Origin of the sequence: Paenibacillus sp. CFBP 13594, assembly GCF_014842675.1 — a bacterium.
GTDB lineage: Bacteria > Bacillota > Bacilli > Paenibacillales > Paenibacillaceae > Paenibacillus > Paenibacillus amylolyticus_B.
Genome location: NZ_JACYVQ010000009.1, coordinates 45,496 through 64,482, shown reverse-complemented (window position 1 = coordinate 64,482; position 18,987 = coordinate 45,496). Strand labels below are relative to the sequence as shown.

Sequence of the window (18,987 nt, the reverse complement as noted above, 5' to 3'; positions counted from 1 at the left end):
GATGCTTCCGAAACAGCTTTCTTTCAAGAAGCTTTTTAGGCGAAGCGTATGCTTCCGATGCAGCTTCTTTCAGGTCGCTGTTAGCTCCACTTTTTCAGGTTCTTTCTGTCCTCTCCGTTTCGTGTAAATGTTTAGTTCAATCTATATACTTTCATATCTTTGAAACGAATTAATGGTTGGATGAAACAATGATTAGTTACTGAAAAGGGGAGCCCTGTCATGATGCATGACGGAGGCTCCCCTTTATTTGTTTGTATGTTCACGCTACCTGATCCTGGCTCGGCTATAACCTGCCCATAACATGCCTATAATCTGCATCTAACCTGCATCTAAACGACATCCGACCTACGTCTGGCCCAAGTTCTCGCGGCATCCTGCTTACAGCCGGAATCGCAGCAGTTCCTGATGCATCTCTGCGCTGATATCACGCAATGACTTCACCTTGATACTTGCATCAGCGAAGGAACGTTGTTGTTCCGACGTGGAGGCGGTAATCTCTTCACTGCTGGCAGCCGACTGCTCGGTGATGGCACTGATATTTTCGATGGCTTGTTGCACCTGTGTACTGAGTTCATTGGAGTGTTGCATGTCCTCAGCAAGCTGATGGATACCCGTACTAATGCGCTCCACACTTTCACGAATAGCAGAGAAGGATTCGCGAGTCTGGCCAGTGGCTTGTTCCTGTTCGCCGAATAACTGCATGCTTTGTGCTACAGAGTTCTTCACCTTGTCCATGGAGGTTGTGATCTCGCCCACAGCCGCATAGATATGTTTGACCGATTGCGCAGATTGTTCGGCGAGTTTGTTCACCTCGCCCGCAACAACAGCGAAGCCACGTCCGGCTTCTCCAGCGCGAGCAGCCTCTATGGAGGCATTTAACGAGAGCATGGTTGTTTGTTTGGCAATCTCTGATACATATGCCGTCATCGTAGTGATTCGAACCGCGCTTTCTTCCAGTTCCCGCACCGTTTGTTCCACCTCGGCCATCGCCATACGATTCACTTCGGCCAAGCGGAGTTGCTCCGCTACAGCCTTATTACCTTCCTCAACGGTAGTTAATACTTCACGACCATCGATTACCGATTGGGAAGTGGCCTCCAGATTGCTATTGAAGGTAGACTGCATTTTGTCCACAACCATCACTGTTTCACTCAGATCCTCGGCAATCTTTTGACTGCCAATTGACAGTTCCTCCGTGGTGCGGGATACTTGCTGCACAATCGCTTGGGCTGTATCATTACCGCGGTCAATATCTTGTGCCATCAGATCGACACGATGACCCGCTTCACCAATCGACTGAATAATGCCGCGGATATTATGAGTCATGGTACCGAAGGAACGACTCAGGTCATCGAGTTCATCTTTGCCCCGAGCTTCCGGTAATTGTCCGGTCAGGTCACCGTCCGCAATTTGTCCAGCGGCGTCTTTGAGTGTTCGAATACGCTTGGCAATCTGACGTGAAGTATACATATTAAACAGCATCACGGCGACGAGCAATACGATAGCTCCTGCCAGAGCGGCTTGCCACGTTTGCTGAATGTCACGTTCCAAATCGACGGTATATTGATCATAACGATCCCGAGTCATCTCATCTAACGAATAGATATCATTCTGTATGCCCCGAACCCGAGTGCTGTAACGTTTCGCTTCCGCACTGTTCATCGCACTCATCGCTTCGGTGGCTCCCTGGTTGAGAGCTTCTAATTTTGTCTCGATGGACTGAATAAGTTGTAACTGCTGATCTGTTTCGAGCAATCCGTCCGTAAGCTCCTGAATCATCGTTTGGCCTTCATCCAGCAAGCGAAGCACGGCGTCCTGGTTTCCTGCTGTCATGGAGAATGAGTAGACATCCAGCGCTTGCTGGGTCTGAATCTGATTGGCGTTCAGTTCACTCACCTTGAGCATGGCTGGTACCAGATTTTGATTTTTGGCATTCATGTTGAGCAATTGCATGATAATATAAGCGACTAGCACAAGGCATAGAAGTAGTGAAATTAGAGCATTAAGTATCAGTTTTCCCTGTAGTTTCATATGCGTACCTCCTCGTATCCGATGGGTTATTGATCAAGCGTAATTTTGATTTGACCGGAAGAGATCTTAGCCTTCAGATCTTCGAAGGTTTGCTGTTGTTCATCACTGAGCGTGATATTATGTAGAGCAGTCAGACCCACGGCGTTCTCCGCCAGCCCCTCCACGATTTCCTTTTGAGGGAAGGTATGATTGTTTTTAACAAACGTGTTAACGGCATTGTAGATAGAGACATCCACATTTTTCAGCATGGACGTAAGAATGGATTTTTCCGCCAAAAAGAATTGATCGGTATCTACACCGATGGCGTATTTCCCTAATTTCTGAATCTCCGTCAGTGCACCAACGCCTGTAAGACCAGCAGCTACGTAGATCACGTCAGCGCCCTTTTCCTGAATCATCTCTGCAGCCAGTTGTTCACCCAGCTCGGCATTGCCAAAGTCCCCTGCGTAGACGACATCAACGGTTGCATTCGGCTTGACAGCCAGAACACCTTGTTTAAAACCCAGCTCGAAATTACGAAGGACTGGTATCTCTATTCCACCAAGGAAGCCAACATGATCTTCCGTTGAAGCCATAGCGGCAATAACACCTGCCAGATAACTTCCTTCTTCCGCCCGGAATGAAATGGAGGCAATGTTAGGCAGTTCGGACTGACTGTCAATCATGAGGAACTGCTGGTCAGGATATTTGGCTGCAACTTTCTCCATATCCGCTTGGACAGCATCACTCAGGCCGATAACCAGATCGAATTTGGCTTGCGCAAACTCTTCAAATGCAGCTTCGGCATTGTCGCCCGGTTCACGATAGTCGAAGACAATGCTTTTCTCATTTCTGGCCTGAACCAGTCCATCAAAAGCAGCATCATTAAAAGAACGGTCACCCAGACCCACTTCCGTAAGCACGATCCCAACCTTTGTTCTTGTGTCTGTTGCCGTTGTTGTATTGTTGGGTGAACATGCCCCCAGGATTAGTACCGTCAGGATCATCATTATGGTGAGACCTAGACCTGCGCGTCTGTTCTTGTTTGTTTTCATGTGTGGTACCCTCATTTCTGTAGTCGCATTTTTCTGTTTTGCGTGATTCCTTAGCTCCAGGGAAGTACGTGTGCATGATGACACGTATGGTGAGGATTTCCCTTTATCTATATCGGTCAGAAAGGCACTGTGATTTATGGTATTTAGTGAAAATTTACGAAAAAATAAGTATTTTTCATGAATTACACATTATTTTTACATTTATCTGCTTAAAAGGGTACATAAATATCTACAGTATGTTGTTTACTGATGTTAGAAGTCGAAAAAAGGCACAACAGAGATGACATGAATCATCTCTGTTGTGCCTTGAAATTTCACCCTATACGAATGATAAGGTGATCATCCTATTATAAAAATGACGCGAGTTTTACCAAGCCGCAATCGAGCCGTCGGCTCGGGTTTCCGTACCCCCGCATAATACGCCATTGTCCGGGTTGCGCCAGATGATCTGACCGCGTCCAAACTGGGATGGATCGAGTGCCACTTGAATATCATGTCCTTTGCGGGCGAGTGCCTGAGCGATATGCTGCGGGAAACCCGGTTCCACGAGAATTGTTTTGCCCTTCGTCCACTGCCAGCGCGGAGAATCCAAGGCGGCCTGTGGGTTCAGGTGATAATCGATCGTATTCATAACCACCTGCACATGACCTTGCGGTTGCATGAAACCACCCATGACACCGAATGGCCCAACCGCTTCGCTGCCACGGGTGAGGAACCCCGGAATGATCGTGTGATACGTTCGTTTGCCTGGCTCCAGGGCGTTCACATGATTAGGGTCCAGTGAGAAATTATGTCCGCGATTCTGCAAAGCAATGCCTGTCCCCGGAACAACCAATCCAGAACCGAAGCCCATATAGTTACTCTGGATAAACGAAACCATGTTGCCTTCACCATCAGCCGTAGCCAGATACACCGTTCCACTTGCTCGTGGATCACCTGCCTCAGGTGCTCGTGAGGTATCACCAATGAGTTTGCGCCGTTCTTCCGCGTATGCCTCGGACAGCAGTTCCTCCACCGTCACACCCATTTTGCGTTCTTCGGTAATATATTTCTCCCCATCGGCAAATGCCAGTTTCATGGCTTCGAGCTGCTGATGATATGCCAGAACGGATTCTTTCTCGTCAAAATCATATCCCTTCAGGAGATTAAGCGCCGCGAGAGCAATCAATCCTTGTCCATTCGGCGGAATCTCCCATACATCGTATCCGCGATAGGAGACGGAGATGGGATCAACCCACTCGGGCTGGAAAGCCTTCAGATCTTCGCGAGTCAGATAACCACCATGCTCTGCCATAAAGGAATGAATGCGCTCTGCCAGTTCTCCTTCGTAAAAGTCTCGCGCTTCGCTCTCGCCAATCTGGCGCAAAGTCGCCGCATGATCCGGCGAGCGCCACATCTCTCCAGCTGCGGGAACACGCCCGCCAGGAGCAAATGTCTCAAACCACGCACGCCCTGCCTCCGCATCACCTTGGCGTGCATAAATCTCGGCTGCCCTTGCCCAGTGGCGGGCCAGCCCAGGCGCAAGCGGATAACCTTCCTCCGCATAGCGGATAGCCGGTTCCAGCGCTTCCGCCAGCGTGAGCCGCCCAAAACGGCGGCTCAGCTCAGCCCAACCCGCCGGTGCGCCAGGCACCGTCACCGGAACAACCCCAAGCTTCGGCATCTCCGTATGGCCTGCCGCTTGAAGCGCCTCAATGGATATGCCCTGAGGCGCAGGGCCGCTGGCATTCAGGCCATGCAGTTTGCCCTCGGTCCAGACGAGGGCAAAAGCATCGCCGCCAATGCCATTGGACGTGGGCTCCAGCACGGTGAGTGCTGCCGCAGTTGCAATGGCGGCATCAATGGCGTTGCCGCCTTTTTTCAATACATCCAGACCGGCTTGTGCAGCCAATGGTTGAGACGTGGCGACCATGCCTTGTTTCGCATACACAGGCACGCGGTAAGAGGGGTACGGTTGGTAGAGTGGATCGAAGTTCATCGGGTTGTTCAGCTCCTTGTCACAAGATGTCAGGCTCCGGCATCACCGGATCATACTCCTAACCCTCTTCGCAACCGGACAACCGATATCCTGCCACACCTGCTAAATCCAGCCTGACATCAGCAACACTTCGTTCAGAAATACGTTCCATCCCGGCCTGATTAGCCATCATCTAATACGTTTCTACCAAGGGAGGTGACATCAGCCACCGCATTACCCTAAGTCGTTACCATATCGCCGCCATTGACATGAATGCATTCACCTGTGACGTAGGATGAATCGCGGGAGGCGAGATAGACATAAGCTGCCGCCAGTTCGTAAGGCTGACCAGCCCGACCCATAGGCGTCTCCGTTCCAAATACCTGCACATCCTCCGCGGAGAAACTGGCAGGAATAAGAGGTGTCCAGATAGGGCCAGGGGCAACAGAATTCACGCGGATTCCCTGTGCTGCGAGTGATTGGGAAAGTACACGAGTGAGCGACACGACAGCCCCTTTGGTGGAGGAATAGTCGATCAACTGGACGTTACCTTTGTATGCTGTGATGGAAGCCGTATTGATGATGGAGGCACCTTTGCACAGATGGGGGAGAGCGGCCTGGATCAGAAAGAAATAGGCGAACACATTCGTTTGAAAGGTGTGGTACAACTGCTCCTCCGTAATATCAACAATGCTTGGCTGCACATACTGCACGCCATGGTTGTTGACCAGAATATCGATCTTCCCGTAGGTTTCCATGGTTGTGCGAATGACGGTTTCACAATTTTTCTTCAGGCGGAGATCTATCTCGATCAAGAGACAGCGCTGTCCGAGTTCTTCGATCCGTTCACGAGTCCTTTCGGCATCTGTCCGTTCATATAGATAAGCAATGACGATATCCGCACCTTCCTTGGCAAAAGCGATGGCGGCCGCCCGGCCGATTCCACTGTCACCACCCGTAATAATGGCAACTTTACCTTGGAGTTTGCAGCTACCGATATAGGCAGGATCTTCACTGATCGGTTCAGGCACCATCAGGGTTTCCAGACCGGGTTGCTGGTCCTGATGCTGGGGTGGAAATGCCAGCTTTTGCTCCTTGCACACCGTTTTCTCACCATAAAAAGGATAAACAGGATTCATTCGCTTTACATCCTCCTCGAACGTACATTGATACGGATAACCTATGCATTCGCCCAGAAGGATGTGCGAGAGGAGCAGGCACAGCGGTTGTTTTTTGCACAAAATATACCATAATAAGGATAGATCCTTAAATCTTTGGAGGTGTCAGGAGCCACATGAATATTCAAGGAATTAATCATTTGTGCTTTTCCGTATCCAATCTGGAGCGGTCCATTACCTTTTATGAGCAGGCTCTCGGTGCCCGAATTCAGGTGAAAGGACGCAAACTGGCTTATTTTGAGCTTGCCGGTCTGTGGATTGCCCTGAATCAGGAGGATGTTATTCGCAACTATACGGAACGAACCTATACCCATATTGCATTTACCGTTACAGAAGAGGAGTTCGACGCGTCTGTTCAGCAGCTGCGAGCAGCGGGTGCTGACATTCTTCCCAGAAGGCCAAGAGATCCGCGGGATGCATTATCCGTTTATTTTACCGATCCGGATGGACATTTGTTTGAACTGCATACAGGTACGATGAAGCAAAGGCTGGATTATTATCGCGAAGACAAAGATCATATGACCTTTTATCCGTGAGTTTCATGTGCAAGTAGAGGTAAATGATGATTAACGTATTTAAAGTCATTGCAATTATCCGTAAAATACGTATTAGGTTGCCAGAAATCGATGGTGGAATATGCTACCCAATTATAAACATGAGGAGAGATGAGCATGGAGAGTAAAGGAACCAAATTCGTTACAACCGCAAGTGAACTCTGCATGGTTACTATCATGCTTCTACCTTTTATTGCAGGACAGCTTCATGTTTCGGAGGCATATGCAGGATCGGCTAAGTTTAGTAGTCAGCAGGGACAAAAGCATGCCGTATCTACGGAAACGCTGCTGGAGCTGAATGATCCTGTACCTGTTCGATGAGAGATTGATCCTGTGCCCTTTCACCGTGGATTCCCGGAAGTGGGGTCCCTGTTCAGAGACCCTAAAATCCATCTGTTTATTTCCCTATGTCCTCAGTTGTTAGATGAAGAAGGTATCTGTTTTATTTGATCAATGACTTATAATCTTCGTAGTTCATTTTACGCTCTTGCAGGCTTAACAGAAGGAGTTGATGGCTGATGTCAGCCTCGCGGTTTGCAGAGATGCGTTTAAGTAGATCGTGACTCATTCTTAGAAAGTAATAACCTTCATTGCTGTTGTTTTTCTCATGAAATACAATACCCAGCAAGCGATACAGTTTGGCACGAAGCATCCCTTCATCTTGCTTATCCAGCAGTTGGAGGGCTTCTTTGATGATGGCCTCTGCCTGTTCTGGCTCACGCTGTTCCAAATAAACTTTACTGATTTCCTCTAATATGGAAGCCTTCTTGTGGGGAAGATTGCGTTTATCGTAAATTCGTGCGCATTCATCCAGTAAGGGGAGGGCTTCTTTTTTTTGCCCCATATGAAGCTGGATCACGGCGAGGTTGTGAAGTGCCAGAACGTAGGATTCGCTGCTCGCCTGTTTATAGGCCTGTACGGATCTCTTGGTCCAGTCATAACTTAACCGCATGTGTCCGTCCTGTTCGGACATATAATATGCTTTGCCCAGACCCAGTGTAATCTCGCCATACAGTTCCGGTTGTCCCGCCATTTGGGCTTCCTTCTCCGCTTTGAGATAGTAGTTCAACCCTTCATTCACATTGCCTAGTCTTAAATGGGTTGTGCCAAGAAAGGTCAGCGATTGGATGTGTTCTTCCTGTAGATGTTTGAGTCTGCTGCTGTACGTATACGCCTGTTCATAATGTTTCCGGGCAGCATGAAACAGCTCTGCATGAAAAGCCGCTCTCCCCATTTCCAGATAATATTCAACAATACGTTCCCTGTCACCTGTTCGAATGACCGTAAATGCTGCAGTTTCCCCCTCATCCAAGGCTTGTCGATAATCCCCAAGTCTGTTGTGACTTCGTAAAATGAGCAGGTAGGCTTCTGACTGATCCGATGTATCCTCCGTCAACGTCAGCACTTTATGGGCTATGCGGATGCATGCAGAATCATTCTGCTCGGCATAACAGGCTTTGGCCTTGTCCAGTACAGCCTCCCCAATATCCGTATCTGTTGCTGCACTTCCTCCCAGAAAAAACTCCATGGGTGTATTAAGTCTCCTGGCAATGATTTTTAACATACGCTGCGAGGGAACGGCTCTACCTTTTTCGATAAGGCTGATGTAAGAACGCGTCATATCCTCACCTGCCAGTTGCTTCTGAGACAGTCCAAGCTGCTCCCGGATTTGCCGGATTTTGGGTCCGAGCATGATCGTTCACCGTCCCTTGATATAGTTTGATTGGAATGGAGATCTGATTGGTATGTTGGGCCTATCGTGAGTATCCAGAAGCAGGGGTAAGGAGAGTGAGAGGTTCATTTACCTCCATTTACAGTTTAAATCCAATTTGGGAGATTATAGAATCAGAGTATCCAAGATGAAAGGAGGAGATATGAATGGTCATTAAAGCGACTCCCATTACACTGGAGCAACTGAAGCGCAAAGAAGTTGAAGCAGCACAATTGGAAACGAGTGGACTGGGCGAGGCACGTGAAGTCAGTGCACGCGCGGTTTCCGCTCGCGCAGTTGAAGCCCGTGCTGTAGCGGCTCGTGCTGTAGCAGCTCGTGCAGCGGCGGCTCGTGCCTGATTTTTCCTACTTACTTATCGTATTACGCTAGATTCATAGATGGGAGCTTCTGCGGAAGCTCTTTATCTCCCTATATTTCAGTGAGATTCGTACGTTAGTGATAACGAGGTGTCTGAAGCCGATGCATATCAAGCAAATATGGTCTTACATTCCGGAGCACATTGTGCCGATCAGGGAACTGAACGAGGTGCTGGGACTCAATAATGCCCAGACGAAGGTACTGGAAAAAATTCATGGTTTGAAACAGGTTCGGCAAGACAGGGATGGAGATCTGGCTTCGTTGCTTGGGCGCGTATTAACCCAGGTGGTAAATAACCCGGAGATCGCTCCTAACTCGATTAAGTATATCATTTATTGCCACACAATTCAGGAAAATTTCCCCTTTCCTATGAAAGTTTTGCAAGTCCTGAAACGGGCTTACGGGTTGCAGCATGCCATCGCGTTTTCGCTTACGCAGCAGAACTGTGCATCGGGCTTAATTGCCCTGAATGTTGCCGAGACATTGCTGCCTTCATTGGAAGCGGATGATCATATTTTAATTTTGACAGGTGAAAAAACCTTTAGTCCCGTTGTGCAATTGATCCCCAATACCACCGTGATGGGAGAGGCATCAGCCGCCGTGCTGGTGGGCAACAAGGGCAACGGAAGTCGTGTAGTTGGACTTACGAGTGTTACCTTGGGCCAATTCTGTAATGTACTAACGGGAACCCCGCAGATTCTAAGGGAGTTTCAGGAAATCTACACGCCTCGGTTATGTGAAGCCATTGTTGCAGCCGTGGAGCAGGCGGGTCTGACGTTGCAGGATATTCGATACATCGTCCCACACAATGTGAATCTATCCTCGTGGAAGAAGGTGGCTATCCGTTTATCCTATCCCCTTGAACGCATATATACGTCCAACGTACAGGAGATCGGACATTGTTTCTGTTCGGACCCATTTATTAATCTGCAAGCTATTCTGGAGCAGAAGCTGTTGCAACCAGAGGAGTATTATCTGCTTGTTACGGTCGGACTTGGGGTTACATTCAGCGTAGCAGTGATGCAATATGCAGGAATAGGAGGGGATGGCCGTGACCACCGTATTGACGGATTTTTCGAGCAAGCTCAAGTGGGCGTTAACGGGCCAGCATGACGTTACTTTTGTGTATCTTAACAATTTTGAGGTAGAGGAGCACTGGAGTGAAACGGGTATTCTCAAGCTGCCCTCATTAAGCATAGGCTCGGCTGCGGATGTCGTTAATCGGATGGAGGAACTGGGTGTTTTCCTCGCCGGAGAGAACGATATTATCCTGCTCAAGGGGCCGCCGAATCAGGGATTCATGGCAGATGCACAGGCGCTTGGGTTTGGTCGCTCCCGATGTATAACGGTGGAGCACAATGATCCGGCACTGAACATTACCGCGAATCTTCTGAATTGTCCAAGGACAATGGACAAGCTGCGAGAGCTGTCACAGGCTGCTGGAACGAATGTTTATCTGGTTCCCTTTGGAACCTCGGATCAGGAAGAGGAATTCTCCCGACGGACCGGCATTCCGCTGGCTGTTCCATCTTCAGATATTTTCCGCAAGGTGAATGACAAGGGGTATTCCCGCCGTCTCAACGCGGAGTTGGGCATTCGCCAAATTCCAGGCGTTGAATGCACGTCTTTGGATGAACTGGTGTCTGGTTTCGATCAGCTAAAGGCCGTTCTAGAGCAGGGTGGACGTCTTGTGTTGAAGGATTCCATGGGTGTATCAGGCAAGGGAATTACCGTCATTACCGATGAAGCCAGGTTTCACAAATGCATGAGTATGCTGGAGAAACAGGCAAGCAAAAAGGGAATACGGCAAATCAACTACGTGCTTGAGCAATGGATTGATAAAATCTGTGACCTGAATTACCAGATTCTCATCGATCGCTCGGGTGGAGTTGAGTATCTTGGCGTAAAGGAATCGTTGGTAGAGCAAGGCGTACATCAAGGGCATCTCATGCCTTCGCGGCTCAACGATGTTCAACTTGAGGTCATTCGCGAAGCGGCCATACGGATTGGAGCAGCTCTGTATCGAGATGGATACTACGGCATTGCCGGCATGGACGCCATTCTGGACGAGGACGGTACAATCTGGCCCAATCTTGAGATTAATGCCAGGTTTAATATGTCTACCTATCAGACCAACATTCAGCATCAATGGGTGCCCGAAAATCAATGTGGACTGGCAAAAAAATATACGCTCCGGCTCAATCACTTGCTGGAATACAAGGTGCTTCGTTCCAGTCTGGGTGAATTGATGTTCGAACCGGAACGTGGCGAAGGATTATTGATTAATAACTTTGCCACAGTCAATGCGGCATTCAGAAGTGAGGGGACCTTGTTCTCCGGACGTCTGTATGGCGTGATTATTGCGTCCTCCCCTGAACGGCTGGGAGTGATCGACGAAGCGATAGAAGCCGTCCTATCTTCCATTAACGAGGTGATGTGAGTGTCTACGGAATATCAGATCCAGCAGTTGTGTGTCTCGGACATCGCTGAGAAATTCGGAACTCCGCTGTATATATATGACGGGGATGTGTTGCAGCAGGTGTATCAGGAGCTTCGGGAATTGCTTACGCCTCAAGTGGAGCTGTTCTATTCATTGAAGGCCAATCCGAATATTTCGATCGTACACATGTTGCAGGAGATGGGCGCGCAGGCAGAGGTGTGTTCCCTGGCAGAATTACATACGGCCGTACAGGCTGGAGTAGCGCCAGAAAGCATTATTTTCCTTGGACCCGGAAAAAGCGATGACGAGATTACGGCATGCATACGTCTGGGCATATATGCGATTGTATGTGAATCGTTCCAGGAGCTGGAGCGCATAGAGATCATCGCTGCAAGTGAGGGGCGAATCGTGCCGGTGGCCCTGCGAGTGAATCCTTCCTTTTCTGTTAAAGGCTCCAGGTTGACCATGGGTGGCAAACCACGTCAGTTTGGTATGGATGAACAAAGTGTGCTCCAGGGAAAAGAGCAGTTCGAGAGCTTCTCCCATGTGGAGATCATGGGACTTCACGTGTACATGGGAACCCGCATGTTGGATGTAGAGCCGATCGTTCAGAATACCCGTCATATTCTGGAATTGGCTGATCGAATCGAGAACGAGCTGGATATCACGCTACGTATGGTCGATGTAGGCGGGGGATTGGGGGTGCCCTACCATGAAGGTGAGCAGTTCCTATCCATAGCCGCACTGACAGAACAGTTGAATCCAATGTTCGAATCGTTTCGGCATAGTCATGCCAACACCCGGCTGTTCATGGAGCTTGGGCGATATCTGGTAGGCACCTGCGGTATGTTGGTCAGTCGAGCCCTATATGTCAAGCAATCGTATGGAGAGCACTTCGTCGTAACCGATGGTGGAACGAACTGCCATATGGCGGCGGTGGGCACAGGTTCTTATGTGAAGCGTAACTTTCCGATTGCCTCCCTGACGCGTTATGGTGAATCCCCTGTAGCAGAATACAATATTACGGGTCCCTTATGTACGCCGAATGATGTTGTTGGGAAACGGGTATTGCTTCCTCCTGTTGAACGGGGCGATCTAATCGGTGTTTTTCATTCGGGAGCCTACGGACCAACGGCTTCTCCCACACACTTTTTGAGTCATGGAAGTCCGGCGGAAGTGCTGATTGTCGCTGGGGAGGCTCACTTGATCCGTGAGCGAGATACTCCGCAGGATCTACTGTCCAAGCAACGCTTGATTAAAGTGTCCCACACGGCAATAACCAATTGATGAGGAGAGATGATGATCATGAAGACTGCAGTATTGCTTGAAGAGATCAAAGGTGCCCTTGCTGAAGTGTTGAATACGGAAGCCAGGGAGGATATTCAATTAAGCACATCTTTATTTGACGAACTCTATCTGGATTCGACCTCTGTTCTGGAACTGTTGATGACGCTGGAAGACCGGATTGAAGGTCTGGAGATTGACCCGGATGATCTGGAGCCCGATGTATTTGATACGGTAGGCTCCCTGGCTGCTTATATTGAGAAGCAGCTCATTGCGGCCTGATGGCTTCGCCTGTTGCCATACGGGAGATGGGAGTCAGGCTGTTCTGGGAGAAGAAGCCCCCGTTTGATCATCCGGAACTGCTGCGATTTCATCAGGACATGCTCGCGGGTACTCCGATCAAGTACGACGTTCAACTTTTGCAGGGTCGTAACAACAATGCCTATCACGAGATGAGTGTGGAACTGCTGGAAGAGACGGGACTTGATCGGGTCATGCAGGATGTGGATGTGTTGCTGCTGGCATACAATTTTCCGAATACCCGCCCGGATATATCAATTGTGAATTATTTGATGGATCGTTATCAGGCCCGTTTTATCAGTTTTGCTGTAAATGATCTTGGTTTTGGTGCTCCTTTTGCGGCGCTCCACATGCTTCAGCATTATCTGGGCAGAGAAGGTTACATGAAAGGCATGCTGCTGGTTATGGACCAGACAGCTCTCCCCTATGAAACGATGGAACTTGTTTCACCGCCTGGACCGGACACGGCTGCAGCAATATACCTTGATCGGATGACAGGCGTAGGACCTTCCCTGCTTGGTGTAGAGATGCGACATGCCGAGTATTCCATAGCCGATACTGCGGAGATGGTACTGGATCGATTATGTGCCCAGGCATCCATTCACCGAAATCAGATTAACCTGCTCATCCATCCTGATTTGGAGCAGCTGTGCAATCAGGCTGCTTGGTACAGGGAGTGTGGATCGAAGAGTTATTATGATCCATCGCGCTGGAGTGCAGCACCATTCTTCGCATTACAGGAGTTATTGGAGGAGAAGGACGGGGGCGAGTACATATGTCTTATGCATCTGGAGCAGACGGATTCGTTTATTCATGCCTTGCTGATCCGAACCTGTGAATGGAGTATGGATGGACACTAGTCGCAGAAGGAGGGAGAACATTGGGGTTCGGTATTGTGGATATTGGCGTCTATTTGCCTGAACAGATTCAGCAGCCGGAGGAGGTGCTGGCTGCCCTGGAGCTTGGGAAAGGTGAGCTTCAGTTTCTGCGCAAGTACCACCGCCTGGAAGGTGTGCCTGTAACGGAATCGGGCCAGATGCTTGACGATACGATCGCACAGGCTGTGGAACGGCTCCAGACCAGACCTGCCCTTTCCGGAATCGACCTTGTTCTCTATGTCCATTCCTTTCAGGTGCAGACACCGAGCGATTACAGGCTTGTGCAGCGTGTCCTCCAGCGCTTAGGGCTGGAACATGTACCGTTCTATGGCATATCCCAAATGAACTGTGCATCGTCGATAGCCGCTCTTCAATGGCTTGAGCGAATCTCGCAAACGCAGCCTCACATTCGGAATGTGTTGTTGATCTGTGCGGATCAATTCAATTTTTTGCCTCCCGAATGGCGCTATCTGCGCAAATCGGCCATTCTGGGTGATTCTGCCGTAGCTGTTCTATTGAGCAGAGAGAGCTGTCAGCATGTCGTTCAGGCGGCGCATGTACTGCGAGATACCCGGTTCCATACTGGTTATCATGCAACCGCCGATGAGATCTCGGCATTTAACCGATTGTATGTGGACCATATCATTCAAGGGATGGAAGAGCTGCTGTCAACGCAAGGCCTGAGTTTCGAAGATGTGGATCATATTTTTCCCCATAATGTGAACTGGACTACCTGGAAGGAATTCTCGCGACGTACGGGAGTTGGACTTGAACGGATATATCTGGATAACATTCAGCGAATCGGACATACCTTTTCCACCGACCCGTTCATTAACCTGAGTTCGGGATTTGAGCAGGACTGGGTGTGCAGGAAGGGGCACTCCATCATGGTCAGTATCGGGCTCGGCAGTTTTTTTGGTTTTGCACTGGTGGAGCATGGAGGATGCGAAGAAGAATGAACAGGAGGAATGACAATGCACGTTATTGAATTCCAGGGCCCAGATGCAAAGCCCGTCGGATCAAAGGCAGCAGGCAACCCCGTTGCTCCGATATCGGAAATGTTGGAGGCAAAAACCTTGCTGGTGAACAATCGTCCAGTGCTTTTGGCAACAGGTCCATACGTGCTCGCGACCGCTCATCTCATTGAACAAGATGCTTTACTTTGGAATGAAGAATCAGCTGGGCTGTATCGTTGGAACCAACTACATGCTGTTCATGTACAGGATCGGATGCTGGAGCCCTCCGGATTACTGTTATACCGGGTACAGCCGAATGAGGGTGAGAAGGCTGAGATATCAGGCGAGAAAGTGACCTCGAATGAGCTGAGAACACGCCTGCTTGAGTTCCGGGTAGAGCTGTGCAAGGTTGGATTGGAGCAGGTTCGCAGGCATTTGTCGGTGCGAATATCGGGCGGGCAATCCACGTTTCAGCACCAGCTCGTGAAAGGCATGGTCGCTGACATCCTGACAACGCTCTACATGGCGGAAACATTGCCTGAGGACCGCTTTCTCTCAGCAAATCCAGATCTTCCATCGGTCCGGGTTCATGCGTGGATACATCAGGAATTGGACGAAGCCTTCAGACAGATTCAACGTCTTGGCGGCGGTTTCGGTTTTTTGAGACATGGCGTATCTGCATATACATATGCAGGTCAACTGGTGAAAAACATGCTGTTGCCAGCTAAGGAGGAATATTGATGATTACTCCATCAACGATTGCGATTTTCGAGCAAGTGATGAAGCAGTATGCTGCGGAGCTTCGTCAGATCGGCCTGACGATTGACCAGGAGCCAGACCGGCTCACCGAGTTTTTGCACACGTCTGCCCTGCAGGCCATCAATCATATGATGATTCCCCCGGAGTATGGCGGCCAGCCAATTGTAACCATAGGTCAGGATCGATATTATGGACTCTCTTCGCTGGAAAGAGTCATTACGATCGAGCAGTTGTCCGCAGGAGATGCGGGCGTTTTTCTGGGAGGACCTGGTCCTTCCATGTCCAGCATCGTCATGATTGACTTGGGCGATGAGGAACAGAAGGAGCGCTTTTATAGCCACTTTCTGAAAGGTCCGGCCTGGGCTGTTTTTGCCTTGTCAGAGCCGGAGAAGGGTTCAGATGCCACTGAGATCAGCACGCGGATTACGCGACATCCGGATGGGGGAATGGAGCTAACCGGACATAAATTCTACATTGGGAACGGACACCGGGCGAGTATTGGACTGGTATTCGCCCAGACCAATCGTACGCCTCTGGGCATTCAGGTGGCTATAGTTGATCCTTCTGTGCCAGGTTTCACAGCAACCCCGCTGGACACGATGGGGCTTCGCGGTCTGCAACTCAGCCATCTGCAATTCGAGGCCTTCCCACTGGAAGAGAAAGATATTCTGGGTCGTCACCTAAGCCCAACCAAGCGTGGACTTTGGGGAGCACTGCGTACATTCCACCGGATGCGCCCTAGCGTGGCGGCTTTGGCGCTTGGTGTTGCACAGGCTGCATATGATTATGTTGTAGAGCACAGAACGATCTTTACAGAACGTGAAAAGACAGAACTGGAGCGACTGGAGATGCGTCTGCATGCGCTGCGCAGCATGATTCGGAATGCAGCAGCAGAGATTGACCATGATGCGAATAAGGGATATCTGGCTTCCCTCAGTAAAATACGGGCTGCGTCCGTTTCCGAAGAAGCGACGGAATGGGCACTGGAGATGATGGGGCCAGGTTCCTTACTGGAGCATCCTCTGCTGAATAAATGGTATCGCGATGCAAGGGCCTTTGAGTTTATGGAAGGCACAACGTCCATTCAGAAGATAAACGTTTTTCAGGCGTATGCCAACGGGAAGATGCAGCATGTCTGATTCACTTCATGATGATATTGGCGCACCAATCTATGTGGATCATATTTGCTGGCTTACTGCGGAGGATCATCTGTACACGCTGGATTGGCCAACACCGGATGATTATGTTTACGTATCGCCGCACATATATATGGAGGATCACTATTATGGTCGCGTGGGAACGCTGACTCGCTCCCTTATGGCAGACGGGAGACGGGTGACAGCCGGTGATCTTGCGCTTATGGTGCTGGAGCATTTGGGTACAAAGCCGCATTGGGATTGGTTGATCCTTGCCCAGACCTGTCCGGAACGTCATGCGCTGAATGCTCCACTTGCCCGAATGCTTGAAACGGCCCCGTGGCGAGTTGATCATCCACTTGGTATTACCCATATGGGTGCGCTCGCAGGCACCGAGGCCATTCAGGTTGCTCTTTGGAGCATGCTTCCTAACGAACGGACTGCGATTGTGCTGGTGGAGCAGCGAATTCTCCATGACGATGGACAGATTGGATATGGTCAACCATCTGAACCTAAGGGTGATTTGGGTGACATGGCGGTGGCGCTTGAGGCAGGCCTTGGTCAAGGAGCGTTGCAGATACACTATGCGGGAAAACGGATCATCAGATCGGATGATGCCACGGCTTTTGCATCCGAGGCACTCGGCATGATCCGCGAATGGATCGATAGCCATGCAGCCGTGCATGTCATTCTTCAGTCGAGACTGGGATTACGTCTCAATGGCAGTTCTGTTTTGCATATTTCGCCTTCCAAGACCATCTGCGTTCCACGCACCGATTATCAGAGCGGTGATGTATGGATACAGCTGGCAGATAAGCTAGAGCGGGGTATCATCAGGCCGGATGATCGAGTCATGCTGGTCTCGTGGGATGACGATCGGGTGATATCTGCTTGTTGCGTACATGTGATACGTCTGCCGATCCTCAACAGGCTTACAATAAATCAAGAAATCAAGACTTCATGAATTATGGAGGTGAACCCCATGCAGGGGATCGATTATACGGCCGGCTCGATCCATCGTTTGTTATTCCGTACGGCCGTTCCGATGCTACTCGCTTCTCTGGTTAACGTGATTACACAACTGGCCAATGTATTTTTCCTGGGTCATACGAGTCAAAGTGTATTATATGTGCTCTCATTGTATATTCCTGTCTCATTCGTCATGATTGCCATCATCGAAGCGATGCAACTGTCTGTTCAGGTAGCGGTAGCGCGCAGTCGTGCCGGGGGCTCTCGTGCATTTACCCAGCTATTCGTGCACATGATGGGCAGTGCAATGCTGCTTGCCATTCTGACCGGGGGAATTGTGATGTTAATGACCCCTGTGCTTTCATGGTTTTACCGTGTGCCTGCCGACATTGGGCCCATGTTTACGCTGTACGTAGGGGGAATGATGGCAGTGAGCATCCCGGCTGTCCTGGCTGCAGTGACCAGTGCGGCGTTACGAGGACTGGGCCGGGCACAGGCAGCGTCGTGGAACGCGGTTGGGATGGCGATGCTAAACATTGCTCTTGTGTATACATTTGTGTCGGTCTTCGGGTTGGATCTGAAGGGCATCATTTATGCTAACCTAATCACTTCCGTCTTGTCCTTGGCTATCTCTCTGCTCATTCTGTTCATTCGTCGGGAAATGATCTTTGAACGCTTTGCTTTTGCAAAAAAACATCTGATGGCCCTCAGGCATGTCGGTATTCCTGTGTTCATCTCGTACTGCATGATTTTTCTGAGTACATTTTTTTTTAATAAAATTGTCAGTCACTTTGGCGAAGGGGCGGTTGCTGGCTTTGGCGTTGGTTATCGAATTCAGACGATGGCGATCCTGCCGGGTATCGTCATTGGGTCGGCCATCGGCATTATCATCAATCATAATTTGCAATCACCACACCGGCCAAGGGCCTATGCAAGTTATCGCCAAGGTCTGTTGCAATCCTTTGTTCTGTACGTGATCATTGCCGTTGCCGTCTGGATCTGGCGAGACCCGCTTATCGCATTTCTGATCGAAGACGCGGCAACCCGAGCAGAAGCAGCACAGTATTTGTCCATCGTAGCTCTTTCCTATATTGGCATGGGTCCCATGATGACAACGTTGCTAACGATGGAACAGAGCGGGCGCGGATATCAGGCCATACTCCTGAATGCGGTGTATTTTCTGATTATTATCGTCCTTGGCTGGGGATTGACTCGGGCCTTCAATGAGGTTACTTACTTCTATGCGGTGATTGCTGGCATGAATGTGGTCGGCATGTCGTCGTTCTTCCTGCCTTTCATGCGAATGCTGAAGCGGGAATATGTGGAGTCGTCTGCGGATAAGGACATCAGTACAGAAGGTGAAGCGACGTTGCCGAATAAGAGCTATTCCACACAGACTTGACTCTAACTACGTACAGGAGG

At 49.8% G+C, this 18,987-nt stretch carries 18 protein-coding genes; 13 read left to right on the top strand and 5 right to left on the bottom strand.

Going from position 1 to position 18,987, the window contains the following annotated elements; all coding sequences use genetic code 11:
- Positions 1-378 precede the first annotated feature (378 nt).
- From IFU39_RS24835 to IFU39_RS24820, 4 genes are all read right to left on the bottom strand, one after another.
- Positions 379-2,031, bottom strand: coding sequence for a methyl-accepting chemotaxis protein (locus tag IFU39_RS24835; RefSeq protein WP_036672162.1), 1,653 nt, complete (start codon positions 2,029-2,031; stop codon positions 379-381).
- A gap of 26 nt (positions 2,032-2,057) precedes the next feature.
- Positions 2,058-3,065, bottom strand: a complete 1,008-nt coding sequence (locus tag IFU39_RS24830; RefSeq protein WP_192135507.1) for a BMP family lipoprotein — start codon at positions 3,063-3,065, stop codon at positions 2,058-2,060.
- A gap of 367 nt (positions 3,066-3,432) precedes the next feature.
- A complete protein-coding gene (locus IFU39_RS24825; RefSeq protein ID WP_197997918.1) occupies positions 3,433-5,043 on the bottom strand; it encodes a gamma-glutamyltransferase family protein in 1,611 nt (536 codons plus the stop codon).
- Positions 5,044-5,261: 218 nt separating this feature from the next.
- Positions 5,262-6,161 carry an SDR family oxidoreductase gene (locus IFU39_RS24820; RefSeq protein WP_192135506.1) on the bottom strand — a complete coding sequence of 300 codons (900 nt, stop codon included), beginning with the start codon at positions 6,159-6,161 and terminating at the stop codon, positions 5,262-5,264.
- 155 nt (positions 6,162-6,316) lie between these two features.
- Here IFU39_RS24820 and fosB point away from each other — a divergent pair, with 155 nt between their 5' ends.
- Together fosB and IFU39_RS24810 are read left to right on the top strand one after the other, a co-directional pair.
- Positions 6,317-6,736, top strand: coding sequence for a metallothiol transferase FosB (fosB, locus tag IFU39_RS24815; RefSeq protein ID WP_192135497.1), 420 nt, complete (start codon positions 6,317-6,319; stop codon positions 6,734-6,736).
- Positions 6,737-6,871: 135 nt separating this feature from the next.
- Positions 6,872-7,075 (top strand): hypothetical protein, encoded by a 204-nt coding sequence (locus IFU39_RS24810; protein ID WP_091018548.1) that lies wholly within the window; start codon positions 6,872-6,874, stop codon positions 7,073-7,075.
- Between the two features lie 121 nt (positions 7,076-7,196).
- On the opposite strand, the gene IFU39_RS24805 is transcribed toward IFU39_RS24810, so the two are convergent.
- On the bottom strand, positions 7,197-8,447 hold the full coding sequence (locus IFU39_RS24805) for a helix-turn-helix domain-containing protein (protein WP_091018549.1): 1,251 nt from the start codon (positions 8,445-8,447) through the stop codon (positions 7,197-7,199).
- A 185-nt stretch (positions 8,448-8,632) separates the two neighbouring features.
- On the opposite strand from IFU39_RS24805, the gene IFU39_RS24800 reads away from it, so the two are divergent.
- The 11 genes from IFU39_RS24800 (at position 8,633) to IFU39_RS24750 (ending at position 18,967) form a co-directional block, all read left to right on the top strand.
- A complete protein-coding gene (locus IFU39_RS24800) occupies positions 8,633-8,824 on the top strand; it encodes a hypothetical protein (RefSeq protein ID WP_091018551.1) in 192 nt (63 codons plus the stop codon).
- A 121-nt stretch (positions 8,825-8,945) separates the two neighbouring features.
- Complete coding sequence (locus IFU39_RS24795) at positions 8,946-9,956, top strand: 3-oxoacyl-[acyl-carrier-protein] synthase III C-terminal domain-containing protein (protein ID WP_091018552.1); 1,011 nt, start codon at positions 8,946-8,948, stop codon at positions 9,954-9,956.
- Positions 9,895-11,283, top strand: a complete 1,389-nt coding sequence (locus IFU39_RS24790; RefSeq protein ID WP_179198596.1) for a preATP grasp domain-containing protein — start codon at positions 9,895-9,897, stop codon at positions 11,281-11,283. The genes IFU39_RS24795 and IFU39_RS24790 overlap by 62 nt, the downstream gene beginning before the upstream one ends.
- Complete coding sequence (lysA, locus tag IFU39_RS24785; RefSeq protein WP_091018556.1) at positions 11,284-12,570, top strand: diaminopimelate decarboxylase; 1,287 nt, start codon at positions 11,284-11,286, stop codon at positions 12,568-12,570.
- An 18-nt stretch (positions 12,571-12,588) separates the two neighbouring features.
- Positions 12,589-12,849, top strand: coding sequence for an acyl carrier protein (locus IFU39_RS24780; RefSeq protein ID WP_192135495.1), 261 nt, complete (start codon positions 12,589-12,591; stop codon positions 12,847-12,849).
- Entirely contained in the window at positions 12,849-13,727 is an 879-nt protein-coding gene (locus tag IFU39_RS24775) for a hypothetical protein (protein WP_105601455.1), read from the top strand. The genes IFU39_RS24780 and IFU39_RS24775 overlap by 1 nt, the downstream gene beginning before the upstream one ends.
- Positions 13,728-13,747: 20 nt before the next feature.
- Positions 13,748-14,704 carry a 3-oxoacyl-[acyl-carrier-protein] synthase III C-terminal domain-containing protein gene (locus IFU39_RS24770; RefSeq protein WP_179198597.1) on the top strand — a complete coding sequence of 319 codons (957 nt, stop codon included), beginning with the start codon at positions 13,748-13,750 and terminating at the stop codon, positions 14,702-14,704.
- A gap of 15 nt (positions 14,705-14,719) precedes the next feature.
- The gene (locus IFU39_RS24765; RefSeq protein WP_192135493.1) at positions 14,720-15,442 is read left to right on the top strand and encodes a hypothetical protein; all 723 of its coding nucleotides are present in this window, start codon (positions 14,720-14,722) and stop codon (positions 15,440-15,442) included.
- Positions 15,442-16,599, top strand: a complete 1,158-nt coding sequence (locus tag IFU39_RS24760; protein WP_192135491.1) for an acyl-CoA dehydrogenase family protein — start codon at positions 15,442-15,444, stop codon at positions 16,597-16,599. The genes IFU39_RS24765 and IFU39_RS24760 overlap by 1 nt, the downstream gene beginning before the upstream one ends.
- Complete coding sequence (locus IFU39_RS24755; RefSeq protein ID WP_192135489.1) at positions 16,592-17,560, top strand: hypothetical protein; 969 nt, start codon at positions 16,592-16,594, stop codon at positions 17,558-17,560. Before IFU39_RS24760 ends, IFU39_RS24755 begins: the two co-directional genes overlap by 8 nt.
- 18 nt (positions 17,561-17,578) lie before the next feature.
- Positions 17,579-18,967 carry an MATE family efflux transporter gene (locus tag IFU39_RS24750; protein WP_192135487.1) on the top strand — a complete coding sequence of 463 codons (1,389 nt, stop codon included), beginning with the start codon at positions 17,579-17,581 and terminating at the stop codon, positions 18,965-18,967.
- The last annotated feature ends 20 nt before the right edge of the window (positions 18,968-18,987 follow it).

Excerpts from the sequence above, each read along its gene's own strand:
- IFU39_RS24835 (WP_036672162.1), bottom strand. The coding sequence starts at position 2,031 with ATGAAACTACAGGGAAAACTGATACTTAATGCTCTAATTTCACTACTT.
- IFU39_RS24830 (WP_192135507.1), bottom strand. The coding sequence starts at position 3,065 with ATGAAAACAAACAAGAACAGACGCGCAGGTCTAGGTCTCACCATAATG.
- IFU39_RS24825 (WP_197997918.1), bottom strand. The coding sequence starts at position 5,043 with ATGAACTTCGATCCACTCTACCAACCGTACCCCTCTTACCGCGTGCCT.
- IFU39_RS24820 (WP_192135506.1), bottom strand. The coding sequence starts at position 6,161 with ATGAATCCTGTTTATCCTTTTTATGGTGAGAAAACGGTGTGCAAGGAG.
- fosB (WP_192135497.1), top strand. The coding sequence starts at position 6,317 with ATGAATATTCAAGGAATTAATCATTTGTGCTTTTCCGTATCCAATCTG.
- IFU39_RS24810 (WP_091018548.1), top strand. The coding sequence starts at position 6,872 with ATGGAGAGTAAAGGAACCAAATTCGTTACAACCGCAAGTGAACTCTGC.
- IFU39_RS24805 (WP_091018549.1), bottom strand. The coding sequence starts at position 8,447 with ATGCTCGGACCCAAAATCCGGCAAATCCGGGAGCAGCTTGGACTGTCT.
- IFU39_RS24800 (WP_091018551.1), top strand. The coding sequence starts at position 8,633 with ATGGTCATTAAAGCGACTCCCATTACACTGGAGCAACTGAAGCGCAAA.
- IFU39_RS24795 (WP_091018552.1), top strand. The coding sequence starts at position 8,946 with ATGCATATCAAGCAAATATGGTCTTACATTCCGGAGCACATTGTGCCG.
- IFU39_RS24780 (WP_192135495.1), top strand. The coding sequence starts at position 12,589 with ATGAAGACTGCAGTATTGCTTGAAGAGATCAAAGGTGCCCTTGCTGAA.
- IFU39_RS24775 (WP_105601455.1), top strand. The coding sequence starts at position 12,849 with ATGGCTTCGCCTGTTGCCATACGGGAGATGGGAGTCAGGCTGTTCTGG.
- IFU39_RS24765 (WP_192135493.1), top strand. The coding sequence starts at position 14,720 with ATGCACGTTATTGAATTCCAGGGCCCAGATGCAAAGCCCGTCGGATCA.
- IFU39_RS24760 (WP_192135491.1), top strand. The coding sequence starts at position 15,442 with ATGATTACTCCATCAACGATTGCGATTTTCGAGCAAGTGATGAAGCAG.
- IFU39_RS24755 (WP_192135489.1), top strand. The coding sequence starts at position 16,592 with ATGTCTGATTCACTTCATGATGATATTGGCGCACCAATCTATGTGGAT.
- IFU39_RS24750 (WP_192135487.1), top strand. The coding sequence starts at position 17,579 with ATGCAGGGGATCGATTATACGGCCGGCTCGATCCATCGTTTGTTATTC.